The 14,040-nt window shown below is 39.7% G+C and carries 12 protein-coding genes; 3 read left to right on the plus strand and 9 right to left on the minus strand.

Annotation, left to right across the window (positions count from 1 at the left end; translation table 11 throughout):
* Positions 1 to 448 precede the first annotated feature (448 nt).
* Complete coding sequence (locus tag FBB35_RS02575; RefSeq protein WP_174708347.1) at positions 449 to 1,654, plus strand: histidine kinase; 1,206 nt, start codon at positions 449 to 451, stop codon at positions 1,652 to 1,654.
* Between the two features lie 31 nt (positions 1,655 to 1,685).
* On the opposite strand, the gene FBB35_RS02580 is transcribed toward FBB35_RS02575, so the two are convergent.
* Positions 1,686 to 2,711, minus strand: a complete 1,026-nt coding sequence (locus tag FBB35_RS02580) for a PleD family two-component system response regulator (protein ID WP_174708348.1) — start codon at positions 2,709 to 2,711, stop codon at positions 1,686 to 1,688.
* Positions 2,699 to 2,899: a hypothetical protein gene (locus tag FBB35_RS02585; protein WP_174708349.1), complete on the minus strand. Its 201-nt coding sequence runs from the start codon at positions 2,897 to 2,899 to the stop codon at positions 2,699 to 2,701. The genes FBB35_RS02580 and FBB35_RS02585 overlap by 13 nt, the downstream gene beginning before the upstream one ends.
* A 689-nt stretch (positions 2,900 to 3,588) precedes the next feature.
* Here FBB35_RS02585 and FBB35_RS02590 point away from each other — a divergent pair.
* Positions 3,589 to 3,849 (plus strand): chlororespiratory reduction protein 7, encoded by a 261-nt coding sequence (locus FBB35_RS02590; protein WP_174708350.1) that lies wholly within the window; start codon positions 3,589 to 3,591, stop codon positions 3,847 to 3,849.
* 252 nt (positions 3,850 to 4,101) lie between these two features.
* Here the strand turns inward: FBB35_RS02590 and FBB35_RS02595 are convergent, their stop codons facing one another.
* Positions 4,102 to 4,671 carry a DUF2854 domain-containing protein gene (locus FBB35_RS02595; RefSeq protein ID WP_174708351.1) on the minus strand — a complete coding sequence of 190 codons (570 nt, stop codon included), beginning with the start codon at positions 4,669 to 4,671 and terminating at the stop codon, positions 4,102 to 4,104.
* Between the two features lie 344 nt (positions 4,672 to 5,015).
* Here FBB35_RS02595 and FBB35_RS02600 point away from each other — a divergent pair, with 344 nt between their 5' ends.
* Complete coding sequence (locus FBB35_RS02600; protein WP_174708352.1) at positions 5,016 to 5,189, plus strand: hypothetical protein; 174 nt, start codon at positions 5,016 to 5,018, stop codon at positions 5,187 to 5,189.
* Positions 5,190 to 5,317: 128 nt separating this feature from the next.
* On the opposite strand, the gene FBB35_RS02605 is transcribed toward FBB35_RS02600, so the two are convergent.
* The 6 genes from FBB35_RS02605 to FBB35_RS02630 form a co-directional block, all read right to left on the minus strand.
* Positions 5,318 to 5,734, minus strand: coding sequence for a response regulator transcription factor (locus FBB35_RS02605; RefSeq protein WP_174713504.1), 417 nt, complete (start codon positions 5,732 to 5,734; stop codon positions 5,318 to 5,320).
* 325 nt (positions 5,735 to 6,059) lie between these two features.
* On the minus strand, positions 6,060 to 8,237 hold the full coding sequence (gene ppk1, locus FBB35_RS02610; protein WP_174708353.1) for a polyphosphate kinase 1: 2,178 nt from the start codon (positions 8,235 to 8,237) through the stop codon (positions 6,060 to 6,062).
* A gap of 124 nt (positions 8,238 to 8,361) precedes the next feature.
* Positions 8,362 to 11,403 carry a carboxypeptidase regulatory-like domain-containing protein gene (locus FBB35_RS02615; protein WP_174708354.1) on the minus strand — a complete coding sequence of 1,014 codons (3,042 nt, stop codon included), beginning with the start codon at positions 11,401 to 11,403 and terminating at the stop codon, positions 8,362 to 8,364.
* Between the two features lie 210 nt (positions 11,404 to 11,613).
* Complete coding sequence (locus FBB35_RS02620) at positions 11,614 to 12,549, minus strand: molecular chaperone (protein ID WP_368041818.1); 936 nt, start codon at positions 12,547 to 12,549, stop codon at positions 11,614 to 11,616.
* A gap of 69 nt (positions 12,550 to 12,618) precedes the next feature.
* On the minus strand, positions 12,619 to 13,182 hold the full coding sequence (locus FBB35_RS02625; RefSeq protein ID WP_174708355.1) for a hypothetical protein: 564 nt from the start codon (positions 13,180 to 13,182) through the stop codon (positions 12,619 to 12,621).
* 231 nt (positions 13,183 to 13,413) lie between these two features.
* Complete coding sequence (locus FBB35_RS02630) at positions 13,414 to 14,013, minus strand: hypothetical protein (RefSeq protein ID WP_174708356.1); 600 nt, start codon at positions 14,011 to 14,013, stop codon at positions 13,414 to 13,416.
* Positions 14,014 to 14,040 lie beyond the last annotated feature (27 nt).

Consider the following 14,040-nt stretch of genomic DNA (forward strand, 5'->3'; position numbering starts at 1 on the left):
GCACTGGCGTTGAAAAAACCCTCTCTCCACAAACTTCGTCTAAACAGTTAACAGCTTCCTGATAGATTAGATACAATTAGCATCTGCGTTTAGTTGAGCGTAGGCTTTGCCCGCCGTAGGCATCGCTTGTTGAAAGCGAGTAGTCAAATTAAGATGCTGCTTTACTAGGCGATTTGACATAGTATTAAACTTTTCACCTGCTAACTCTAGCGACAATTTTTCATTCAGGGCAAACTAAGGCTTATATTCAACGGACTTGGGTGCTTCTTGGAGATGAAGTTAGTCAAAAAGGGGCAAAAGGCTGAAAAAGATATATTTAGTGTCAAAAATGCAGAACTAAGAGCAGTATGAAAATCTAAAATAGATATTAAATTGAAGACCAAAACAACGACCATCGACAACCGTCAGTCCATTTTACTTTCTGTAAAGCGTCATCGGGTTGTTACCAGTGCTGAAACACGATTACATGCAAGTTTCCCAGGATCAGCCTATTTATTCTGAAGCTCCACTCCAGCTGTTACTTTTTGTCGATGGACGACCTAAGTCCCGCCAACAGGTGCAGCGAATACGTGCTTACTTAAAAGAATTGCAGGCTGAGTATACTTTTGAAGTTCAAACTATCGATGTTGGACAACAACCTTACTTAGCAGAACACTTTAAGTTGGTAGCAACGCCAGCTTTAATCAAAATCCATCCTGAACCACGACAGGTTTTGGCTGGGAGTAATATCATAGCGCAATTAAAAAACTGGTGGCCTCGCTGGCAAGTTGCTGTAGACGCTTACTTAAAATTACAGGAAGACTTGCAAGAACACATAGACGACAATGGTCGGGGCACATTACCCAAATCTACTATCCATTCAGTTGCTGTTTCTGCTGAACTAATCCGACTCTCAGACGAAATTTTTCGCTTGAAACAGGAAAAAGATAACCTCCAAGAGCAGCTACAGTTTAAAGACCGGGTGATTGCGATGCTGGCGCACGATCTCCGTAATCCCCTAACTGCTGCCGCGATCGCAATGGAAACTCTCCAATCTAACTACAATCTAGAGACAGGGGAATTCCAGCGCCTCAAGCCATCGATGACGGCACATTTATTAAAACAAGCCCGCAATCAAACTAAGGTCATTGATCGAATGATTACTGATCTTTTGCAGGTAGGTCGTGGAAAAGATACAGAGTTTCCTTTACTACCACAAAAGGTACAACTAGGTAAAGTCTTTTTAGATGTACTCGAAGAATTGTGCGATCGCTACACCGCCAAATCCCAAGAGGTAGAAACAGATATTCCTAGTGACTTACCTTATGTATATGCTGACCCAGAACGCATCCGCCAAGTGCTAGTGAATCTGTTAGATAATGCCATTAAATATACCCCAGAAGGTGGCAAGATTAGCGTTTCCGGATTGCACCGCACTACCCAAAAAGTTCAGTTTAGTATTGGCGATACTGGGCCTGGTATTCCTGTAGAGAATCGCGATCGCATCTTTGAAAACCACTTCCGCCTGCAACGGGATGAAGGTAAAGAAGGTTACGGGATTGGTCTTTGTTTATGCCAACGGATTATCCTGGCACACTATGGCCAAATTTGGGTAGACTCTGCCCCCAATAACGGAGCATGGTTCCACTTCACGCTGCCAGTTTATCCTTCTTAGGCAATGGGCATTCACAAATGACAAATGACAATTAAAAACTTGAGATAAAGCGATCGCGCCCCCCTGCCTTTGCTTCGTAGAGCGCTTTATCTGCTCGCACAATCAAATCGGAAGGAGAGGATTCCCAAGTAGGTACAATAGTTGCTACGCCCATACTTAGCGTGACATGCTGACTCACAGCAGACCCGGCGTGAGCAATTTGCAAATCTTTGATTCCCGCTTGTATAGTTGCGGCCACGTGAACTGCACCAGCTGCATGGGTGTATGGCATAATCACAGCAAATTCTTCGCCACCATAACGCGCTACTAAATCTTGATGTTTTTGCGCCTTCAGATTTAAGACAGCACCCACCTTTTGTAAACAGACATCTCCAGCAGGATGGCCATATTTATCGTTATAAAATTTAAAATAGTCGATATCACACAAAATCATTGACAAAGGAGATTCCTCTTGGGCAAGATTAATCCACTGAGTATTGAGATAATCATCAAAGCGACGACGATTAGCCAACTCAGTTAAGCCATCTACATTGGCAAGGTGCTGTAAAGCTTGGTTTGCTGCCTCTAATTGTTTGTATACTTGCCCTTGCTGTAGCAGTCGGCGCAACCGTTGGCGCAATACAGGCCAGTGAATTGGCTTAGTAACATAATCAGTCGCCCCTGCATCAAAAGCACGGTTTACGGATTCCTCATCGTCCAAGCATGTGATCATCAATATGGGAGTGCGCTCCCATATTTTGGAGATCACAGTATTGTTAAGAGCTGAGTCAGTATCAAAGGTTGCTAGAGCTGAGATTAAATTATTCCTGGCAATTTGGAGCAATTGCTTACAGCAGGTAAAGCCATCCATCACAGGCATTACAGCATCTAGCAAAACTATATCCGGTTTGATTGTCTCGTAAGCATCTAAACATTGCTTACCATCATTGACCTCAACCACTCGATAACCTTCTTGTTCCATAGCTTTACGCAACAACACTCGGATAGTCTTGTCATCATCAGCCACTAGAATCAGTGGTGGTTGTTTAGAAACAGAAAATGAGCTTATGCCTGACATGAGTTGCCTTCCACTTGCAGGATTATTCTGAAAAAGGCTGTGCAACTCAATCGCATGGGAGCGATCGCTCTTTTCATCAATGCCAGAATTTGCGGCAAAGGTGTGTCTGGCTTCACAATCAACTGTTTTTTGACAATAGACTGCTCAATGTTCTTGAGCCAAGTAAGCGGTAGATAACTAAGTTGCATAGACAATCTATAATTGGAACACGAAGGCAATTTTTACCTTTTTGTTCGGCTATGGTTATGGGAGGAAGTGTTGCTTTTATATTTCCCCATTGTTAAAGTTAAATTGCAATTTTAAAAAAAATTGCAAATATATACCTTAATTAGTTAGTTTATAAACTTAGCGAAATAGGGCAAAGCAATTGTCAAAGTACGTTTATAAAATATAGCAACTTAAATCATTTATGAGAGATGAAATCGCTGAAAGGCTTTAAAACATGTATTTTTAATCTCCGTATTTTCTTACGTTTAAAATTTGATTACTATAGCTAATATTAAATACTAATATCACTTGACTTAAATGTCTTTAGTCTATTGGGCAAGGGGGATAAAAGTTCAGTATAATTACATAAAAATAAGGTTAAGATTGAACTTGGTGCAAAGTTTTATTGTCGAATCACTCTAAGTTAATAAATTAAGTGAAAATTCTTATTTAATCAAATCAACTATATTTAGTTAAGTTAAAAATCGATTTTTTTATTCTAAAAAATAGTAATTTATCAGTTAACTTTATATGAATATAGATATACTAAAGTAAGTATTGATATTTTAAAAAACAACTAAATCCTATGAGGACTGCACAGACAGCAGATAAAATCGACATTTTTGGACTACAAAAAACCAAATCTCTTTGCATTTATTAAATCTTTAAAATGCCAGACTCATTAATGTATCAGCAAGATCACTTTGTTCTTTTAGAAACAAATAAAGCAGAGCAATTTCTGACACAATCAGAATTATTAGAAAAGCTCAAAACGACTCTCCAGCAACTTATAATTCAAGATTTACCGCCTGACTTGCAAAAGTTTGATACTGTGGAAGCTCAAGCACAATATTTACTCGATACCGGCTGTGAATTAGATATTGGCCCTGGGCAATATTTACAATGGTATGCAGTTCGTTTAGAAAAGTAACTTTTTGGTCATTAGTAAAAAACCAGTCAATCCTGTATATAGCAATACAATTGACTTAATTATCATCGGTGGCAATTTTTAGGCGTGTAGAGACGCAAAGTTTCGCGTCTCTACTTAGGTTGATGCTATCCCCTATGAAAGTGAAAATTTCAGTTAACTTAAGTACAAAGAGGGTTTATTTATCGAGAACTTAAGTAAAATTTGGGTAACGACAAGCCATAAAGTTTTGGTAACAATAACTTTTGTCCCTGACTATTGACTACTGACGAGCGACTCTTTTGGACTATTAATCAGTGCTAACTCAATTGTATTTTCAGATGGCTGTGTTATTTGAATCTCCAATCCCGGCCCAAAATAATTAGTCATTTTTTCCTGCTTTTTTTGCCATACATCAATTGGTATTAGCGGTGAATCAAATTCTAAAATTAGGACATAGTTTCCATTAATTTCTACTTCTCGTAACCCTGTGACTGTTGGCCGTTCCTGGTCTGTGGGACTCAAACCCAGAAAAGAAAGTGTTGTATCTAAATGAGCATCTTGACCGTAACAATATCGGGTGATGTCTTTGCGAATTTTATTTTGAGTATCAGTTGCTTGCTGTTCTCGCAGTTTCAATGCTGACGGTGATGTATTTTGGGTAAAGGGTACTGGCTTAAGTTCATTAGCTTTTAGTGCCAGTCCTCCCAACAATAGAGGAATACCGTAAAAAAATCCGACAAGATTCAGTGTGGCATTATTACCAGCATAGGCGACGAAGCCCATAATGGTTAATATGCCACCGATAGTTAAACCGAGTGTTCCCAAAGAGATTTGACGTAGCATGAGCTTAAATTAGTATAAATTCTTAATACCTCAGTTTTATTATCATCGGCTATGAGTAACAAATTAGGGAAGAACATCATCCTTAGAGATTAGTAATTCAACTAACTCAAAATTACCAGGTCAAGACTCACACAAAGAGAAGTCAAGCGCTTCTGGCTTACTTAGTTTAAAACTTCTCATATCAGAGACGCTACACGTAGCCTGCTTTTGAGTAGGGGTACGGGAGACATGAGGAGTTTCTAGGAGGACAGTTAGTGTAGTGGACTACTAAGAGTATAGTGCCCCAAAATGTTGGATTTTGAGTTAACTTAAAATTTAAAGGTAGTTAAAAATGGAAAAAAATAATGGATGTACAGACTATAAAAGAACGAATTGTTGCAGTTCAAAGTAAACGCGAGTACCTATTAGGCCTGCTAGAGCAACCAAACCTGGGAACATTGAGAGTTGACGTAAATCAGGCTTTGGAAGAACTAGATGAATTAATTGATGAATTTAAACGCACCATTCCAGTAGAGTAGAAAATAGCACAAATGCGTCGGTTTAACTGTAAACTTCAGCTAATACCGACGCTGCGTAGTATTATAATGTTTTCAAATCCCCAAAATTTAACTAAGCCTGAGCTGGCGAAGCAGCATAGTTGTATCATTTACCCTGCAACTGAATCATCTTTTGCACGCTGACCTAACCGCCTAACTAAAGCAATCAGTTCGCTTGTGGGTACATCTTTCTTGCAAACATCATCAAAGCTAGACATTGCCTTATTTCTTTGAAAATTTACGTCTTCTACTGAGGAGTAAGCAAGGATTTGGGTGTTCGGAGATATAGCTTTAATTTGGCTAGACGCGCTCCAGCCATCCATGACTGGCATTTGTAAATCTAGAACAATTACGTCAGGATGACAACGTTTAACCATTTCTATAGCTTCTTCACCATTACTAGCTAAACCTACTACTTGAATATTCTCCTGACAAGAAAAAACCAATTGCAAGGTTAGACGAGTCAGTTCATGGTCATCAACTACTAGAACACGCAAGGTAGAAAGCTCACAGGATAACATTAACATTGAGGGGAAAGACAAATTTATTCAGAATAACCTCTCTAGTCTATGGGAACACGTGCCAGCACTAACTCTATCCAATGGGTGATTGAAGAAGAATTCAGAATTAAGAAATCAGTAATCTTGATGCTTTTTACGAGACGCTTTTGCTAGGAAGATCGCCGGGGTAAGCGGACTCGCTATCTTTATGTTATCTGCTTTTTGATCGGAATTCATTCTAAATTTGGAATCCTGATTCATAAATTTTGTGTGAACCTATGACAAATAACTTAGATAACTTTTAAAAGTTATCTAAGTTTAGATAGTTGTCAAATTTAAAGTAACTTATTTTTTAATCAATCAAGTTGGAGGTTACACCAGTTGAGCGTAATGCCATATTCATAAGAATTTTTTGTGAATTGGCTTCTGGAGAATCATCATAAGGACGGCGTTGAATGTAAGTGCCATCGGCTTGTAATTCCCAAGCTTGGCGATTATCTGCGAGCATAATCCCCATAATTTCCTGCAAATCTTTTGCAATATCTGGATCTTTTATTGGAGTAATTACTTCGACTCGGCGATCTAGGTTGCGGCGCATCCAGTCGGCACTACCGATATAGATTTCCTCCTGTGTATTGTTATGAAAATAATAAATCCGAGAGTGTTCTAAAAAGCGACCGACGATGCTAATAATGCGAATGTTTTCACTAATATCTTTGAGTCCTGGACGCAAACAGCAAACGCCCCTGATAATTAAGTCGATTTGCACTCCGGCGCGGGAAGCTTCATATAGAGTGGCGATAATTTGCGGATCGACTAGGGAATTCATTTTGGCAACAATGCGTCCAGAAAATCCATTTTGAACATTTTCAATTTCGCGGTTAATTAGTGCCAAGAACCGATCGCGCATATTTACAGGTGCGACCAGCAATTCTCGATAAGACTTTTGTCGGGAGTATCCTGTCAAGAAATTAAATAAATCTGTGATGTCAGCACCTAATTCTTCCCGGCAACTAAATAATCCCAAATCTGTATACAACCGTGCTGTTTTAGGGTTATAATTACCAGTGCCAATATGTACGTAACGGCGTATTCGATCTTTTTCACGCCGTACCACCATAACGGTTTTACTGTGGGTTTTCAGTCCCACTAAACCATAGACTACATGCACTCCAACTCTTTCAAGTCGTTTTGCCCAGTAAATATTATTTTCCTCATCAAATCGCGCTTTTAATTCCACCAGTACAGATACCTGCTTATCATTTTCAGCAGCAGCAATTAAGGCGTTGACGATGGGCGAGTCGCCAGAAGTCCGGTAAAGTGTCATCTTGATGGCTAACACATTCGGATCGTAGGCGGCATGGGTAATAAAGCGCACCACTGTAGCCGAAAAGGATTGATAGGGATGGTGTACTAATAAATCTTTTTCCCGAATCACAGCAAAAAAGTCTTTTCCTTCGTCCGTCTCCAGCGCATCGGGGTCTAAACTCGGTTCCCTCAACCTTTGCAAGCGTAATGGGACAACAGATTGGCGTGGTGGATCTTTGAGTTCTGGCAATGGCAAGGACATAAAATACATCAAATCTCGCAATCCCAAAAGACCGTCTACTTCGTAGAGATCGCTTTCTGTTAATTCCAAATCGTGCAATAATCGCGATCGCACTATTTCAGGAGTCTGGGATTGAATTTCTAGCCGCACTGGACTCCCGCCTAGCCGCCGTTTTCGCAATTCCTGTTCAATCGCTAACAACAAATCATCTGCTTCATCTTCTTCTAAGACCAAATCGGCATCACGGGTAATGCGAAACGGATGATATTCTTGAATATTCATCCCTGGAAATAGAGATTCCAAGTTATGAGCGATCGCTTGTTCTAAAGGTACACCAGTCCAGTTAGCAGGTTTGTCGTTATTTTGTCCCAACTCAGGCGGTATTGGTAAAAATCGCGGCAGAACGTTGGGGACTTTAACTCTGGCAAAGAATTCTTCTTCGGTGTCTGGGTTTTTGACCACAACAGCTAGATTCAGACTGAGATTAGAAATAAAAGGAAAAGGATGACTAGGATCGACAGCCAAAGGTGTCAAAACTGGAAATACTTGTTCCTCAAAATAGCTATTTAGATGAGTTCGCTGTTTTTGATTCAAATCTATGTAATTCAGGATATGAATGCCATGATTTGCTAACAATGGACGAAGTACTTCCTCAAAATGTTGATGCTCTTTCTTGACATGAGGAATCAGGGTAGACCTAATATCATCTAGCTGTTGTTGTGGTGTCCGACCATCGGGAGTTAATAAGCTGACTTTTGCCTCTACTTGTTGCTTTAAACCAGCAACCCGCACCATGAAAAACTCATCCAAATTAGAGTTGAAGATTCCTAAAAACTTGAGGCGTTCCAAAAGAGGCGTGCGATCGTCACAAGCTTCATGTAACACCCTGGCATTAAATTCTAGCCAGCTTAACTCCCGGTTAAGATAATATTGTGGATCGTTTAAATTGATGGGATTGGCGCTTTTCTTCGATTTTGCCATAACGATCTTAGGGTAGCTAGATGTAGCCCATACAGATGGAGAACAATACACATAGTAAATTAAATCGGGCATCCAAGTGAAGCGGTTTGTCCCTAATTGTCGCTTTTAGAAAAATCTTAAAAACTTATTTTTCTTGAGTTTCTTTTTTCTCCTGAGTTTCCTTAGCGGCTGCGGCAATGGGTAATTGCAGATTTTGGTCGTATATAAACTCTTTATTAATTGCTACTTCTAATTTTGGTAAAGTGTTGCTATTGGCGATGCCATCTTGAACAGGAACGCGCAATGTATAGTTACCAACAGGAACGGCATCTAGACGGTAAAGACCAAATTGATCAGTCACAGATGATACTACTCGTTTACCTTGAGCATCAACTAGTTCTACTTCCACATTTGGTATTGGCTGACCTGCCACATCAGTAATTTTGCCCGCCATACCATATTCTAATCGGACGGGGAAATTTAATTGAGTCACAGCTGCACCTGCTACTTCAGCAACTATAGAAGTTTTTCGCAGAGCAATTTCAATTGGTAATTCGTCTGGATCTAGTGCAATTACATAGACACCTTCTCGCAAGTTACCGACAAAGAAATTACCTTGAGCGTCTATTTTAGTTGTACCAACAGTGCGGCCCCGGTTATCGTAAACATTGATAATACCGCCATCAAGGTCTGCACCCTTCCTACCACCTTCAATAACCATTCTTCCAGCGATCGCTCCTCTATCTTTGCCAACTGAGCTATATTCAGCCGGTGACACTCTACCGCCAGCAAATGATAAATCGGATACTAAGGAGATCGTTAGGCGATCGTCCCCAATGCCACCAAGAATGTTTCTATTTCTAGACGGGATGCCTTGATAATCAATTGAGGCGAATAATCCTGGCACTATCCGCATACTAGCACCGACAACCGGCCCAACTTCTCCATCTCTATATCCTAGTCCTAAGCGCCAACTCAGACCATAAAGGCTAGGAGAGCTATAATTCAGTCCCAAAGTGTAACGAGTCGCTAAATCACCACCAGATTCAGTCCCGAAGGATACTAGATAATCACGGCTTAGGTTATAGCCAAAATCTGTTGTATAAACATTACTAAAAGAGTTAAAAGATAGTCTGCTATTTCTTGTTGGTTGGTAGAAGGCGTTGAATGAATAGTTGCCAAAATAATCTGGTGTACCTCTCAAGGATAAGTTAGACAATGGGCGGAATGAAAAAGTCGGCAAAATGTAATTACTCGAATCACTTTGGTTTTGGTAACTGCGGGCAATAAAGCCTAAACTTAGATTGTTACTGAATTTATATCTGATATCGAGAGCATTATTCTTGCGATCGCGTGACTGATCATTGCTGCTAAAATAGCCTGTCGGATATAATTCAGAAACTCCCAAAATTTGCAAACGATCCAACTGAATATCCAAATTAGCCGCATAACCTAACTCACCGTTAGAAGTACCAGCATTCGCTGATAAAATTACAGGATTTGCCAAACGCCAAGCGAAACCTGCCTGCGCTTGTGTACTATCAGCTAATAATTGTGCAGAGCTTTCCAAGGTTAAATTATCAGATATACCCTGGCGTATCTGATAAAATCCAGCGAGCTGACCTGATTGAGTCGAAGGAAAATCATCCAATAAATTATTTTGGATATAGTTACCAGTTAATCCTATTCCGGCTAGCTGCACATTACCGCCAGATGGTAACAATAAATCTGAAGCATTGAGTCTTAAAGAACGAATTTCTGTCGGTACACTGAAATTATTGCGGTCAAATACAAACAGTTCAATATCATTACTTTGACCAGTAGGCAAATTGACATCTGCAAATTCGTATTCTCCACTTAGTCCTACCTGCCGTTGGGCAACCACAACGCCACTAACTCTTAACTGAACAAAACTGGCTGGGGGAACTACACCACGAAATGTTTGTATAGGTTGGGAACGTCTTGGTAGAAGCTCATTAGCACTAGAACTTGTATTAAACCTGTCAGTAGGTAGATTAGTATAACCAATCTGCACTCCCGTCAAATTGAGATTAGTAGCTAAAGGATTTAACCCAATTTGTTGGCGACCTATTTGATAAAGCATTCGCCCTGAGCGTTTAAAGTAAAAATATTCACTTAGTTGGGGCGAGTTCACAAAATCATTCTCTAAACGTAACCGCCACGCACCACCTCCTAAACGCCCACCCAAAAGAGAAGAACTACGCCAGTTTGTATTACCAGAATTACTGTAATAATTTAACTCTTGCCGGAAATTAGATAAACCACTACTAGGAGGTCTAACTTCTGGCTTGAGGTCAATTGCCTGATTTCCTGATTCTCCATTACCTCTACGCCAAGGTAAATCAACATTTAAAGCTAAGTCTGAAGTTTTTAGCTCTATCTCAGTAAGTAATTTCTCTTTTAGGAAAGTATCACTAATATAAGTAATACCATTAATTTTTTTTAAGTCTGACTCTGTAACAGTTACTACACCTAAAGGTGTTTTCAGTTGGGTTTTACCGATATCAATATTTTCAACCGTAAATCCAGCAATTTGGGCAAAATCGAACAGTGGAATTAATAATTTTCCTTCATCGGGAATAACTTCTAAACTTCCAACTTCCTGTCCATTAATGAATACTCCCAATAATAAACTTTTAGCTTCCGCCAAGATATTATTAATAGCAGGATTTGCAGGAGGATTATTCTTCCCTGTTGAGCTTTTTAAAACATCACTGCTAGTAGAGATTGGAATAACTATATTATTGTTAATCTTTTGTTCCTTTTCAGGAGACATCTGATTTTTAACATTATGACTATGAGCGGCATTTCTGATATCTCTTAGAGTACTTTTGATGTCACGAATAGCTGAATTCTGAGACGCTGCTGAGGGTGTGATACTTTGAGCTACAACCTGTTGACTAAGTTGCTTAGTGTCAGAATCTAAAGCATTTTCAGTAGTTATATTACTAGCTGTAATGTTTTCATGGTCTATCTTGTAAGAATCCTGTGATTTATCCGTGGAAAACTCAGGTGGTAATGTTTCTGGTGGTGAAGGAGTTGCAATTGCTCCAGCAAATGCTTTATGTTCTTGACTAATGCGGGTATCTAACTGCGTTTTAAAAGAATCATTCTCTAACTGTATAATTGTAATTGGTGGGGGAGATGCTGAAGGTTGGTAGAGCATAAACTGAAGTATACAAATATGTATGGTTAGCCTAAGAAACTTCCCGGCTATAAATCATTCCTGGGAAGATAAATAAACTTGGTTAGCGAAATTTAAGCTTTTGTAAACCCAAAAGCTAAAACACATTTATTTTGCACATTTAAATTCCATCCAACTCGTGGAATGAGCATCTTACCCAGACTAATTAACGCAATTTAAATGTGGAATAGTTTATCTGCGATACTGAGGATTTTTGAGAGAATTCCTTAATTTTTGAGAAGCAGGCTGAGTTTGAGTGTTGATATTGTTAGCTAGTGGAGCATTAATGGGCACTGTAAAAGGTATGCCTTTTTTAATCGCTACACCATTTAGTTTCCCATTTATATCCAAGACATAATTACCAGGGGGTAAGTTTTTAGTAATTGGTAGTAAAACTCGACGACGGCTATCAGGTAAAATTGGTGTTGTAGGTAAAAATCCTACATCCACTAAAGGCCCAGTCTTTTTGTCCTCTGGTTTTTCTAAATTAGCTATGGGTTTTGTCGCCTCAGCACCTGGATATTTAGCAGCCGGCCAAATAGCATATTGACCTTCCATCTGCACAGATGCGTTACCTTGGCTAGAAATATCAAAGATGGCATTGAGAGCATTTGGTTTGGTATTTACGCTCACAGAATTTAATACACCAATTTTCTTGACATCTCCTACATACGCATATATTGCAACTCCTAATTTGCCAATTAAAGTTACACCTTTTTTGGGTGTAGTAGTCCGGGGTATTTCTTCAACAAAAAGTACTGCTCGATGTTCACCTGATTGGGGCTTAACTCTAGGATGGATGGCGAAACGAACAGTTTGTGAGCCACCAGGTGGAATTGTAAATCTAGAGGGGGTAAAAATAATCCACTGCTCTAATGATTGTTCCTTAGGAGGAATCACTTGCAATTTATTTTCCTCATTCAGCATCCACGATTGCACATAAACCTTAAGTTCAACTGGTTGAGAATCAAGGTTTAAAATCCGAACAGCCTGAGAGCGTGTTTTATTGCTATTCATATCTATGTGAAACCGGGGTGGACTCACACCAATATTAATTGCCATTGCCGGAGGTATACTTAGAGCTAATGCTCCTATTAGACCCAAAGCAATATTTATTGATTTTGGCAAGATCGGGATTAAATTCTTCACTTTCAAGCACACCATAAAGCAATTATTTTCCAAATCTAAGTACAGAAATTAACGACGGTCTACTACTACCGCTAATTCCCCAGCATATTGACCTGCAACTTGAGTACCAGAAACGTCCATCTTTAAGCGGAATCCGCCCTGTACCAAAGCTGTATTACTATTGGAATCGCGAGAAATTTCAATGATGGGTAATGGCTCTACAACAACTTGAACCGCAGAATTAGAACGCTGTTCACTGCTAATTGCGTTACTCCTACCATTTTCAGCTTTCATCTCATAAGTGGCATAAAGTAAGTTCACTTGGTCTACAGGAACACGCATCTGCCAAATATTAGGAAATTCCCGAACAATCAAAGTATTAAATTGGGGAGGTGCTAATAAATCTCCTGGATTATTCACTGACTCACTTTTGGCACTCACAGAAATTTCTGACTGTGATATAGGAGGAATTTTCAGCTTTTGAGGAGTCGCTAACTGGTAAATCTCTGTGGGTTCAACTGTGGGGATAAATTGTGCCGCAGTCGGTGTTTGTGGACACGCTAATATAGCTATACTGACAGCTATGGAATTCAGCAGGTAACGTTTGCAACTCTTAGTTAGATGCCATGACATATTGCTAAATTGTTCACACTCAAATCATGTATGCAGATCAAATCTTTACTGAACTTCGTCGCTAATGGATTTAATATGGGAAATATCTCCCCACGTTCTAGGGAATTGGGGAGATATTAAAGAAGTTAACTAGCTTCCTAAAACATCTAGCAGTGGGAGAATAATCTGTCTTTTTCTTACCAAGTTTTGAGGCAGATTTTTCTATTACCACTCAACAGAAGATTCCGTAGACTATGGTCTGTAAGCTTCAACTGTCAGAGTACCATCGTAGCTTCCTGCTGGTGAAGTAGCACTGATTGGGATGTCCAAACCGATGTCACTTGCAGTCGTGTGAGTTAAGCCTAGAGCTGTTTTTGTGCCTACTGAACCAGAGTTAACAGTAACTGCAAGAGTGTTACTATATGTTGCATCTGTAAATGTCCCCGGTGTAATACCGACTGTGTAATTTCCTGTAGGACTGTTAGACCAAACAATATAAGCGCCAGTAATGGTTTTGGTTACGCTTGGTCCAGTTAATGCGAAAGGGGATGCAGTACTAAGAGCAGTACCAGCAGGACCAGTAGTTTGGTCATTACCTATGTAAGCGGGGGGAGTAGTACCAGCAAGTGCAGTTAATCCTCCCGTTCCTGTGGCTAAATCAGATGGAGCAATAACTACATTAGCGTTTTGAACAGTTCTTAAGAAAAGAATTTCAGGAACAGAGACATTAACGTTAATTGTGCTGGTCGGGCCTGAACCTTGAGCAATTTGAGCATTAGCAGGCGCAGAAAGAATCGCACCACCTAGAATAGCAGTACCAAAAGCAGCAAGAGCTAAAAATTTGTTCTTCATATTGGAAAACATGTCCCTATTTTTTCG

It is taken from the genome of Nostoc sp. TCL240-02, assembly GCF_013343235.1.
Taxonomy (GTDB): Bacteria; Cyanobacteriota; Cyanobacteriia; order Cyanobacteriales; family Nostocaceae; genus Nostoc.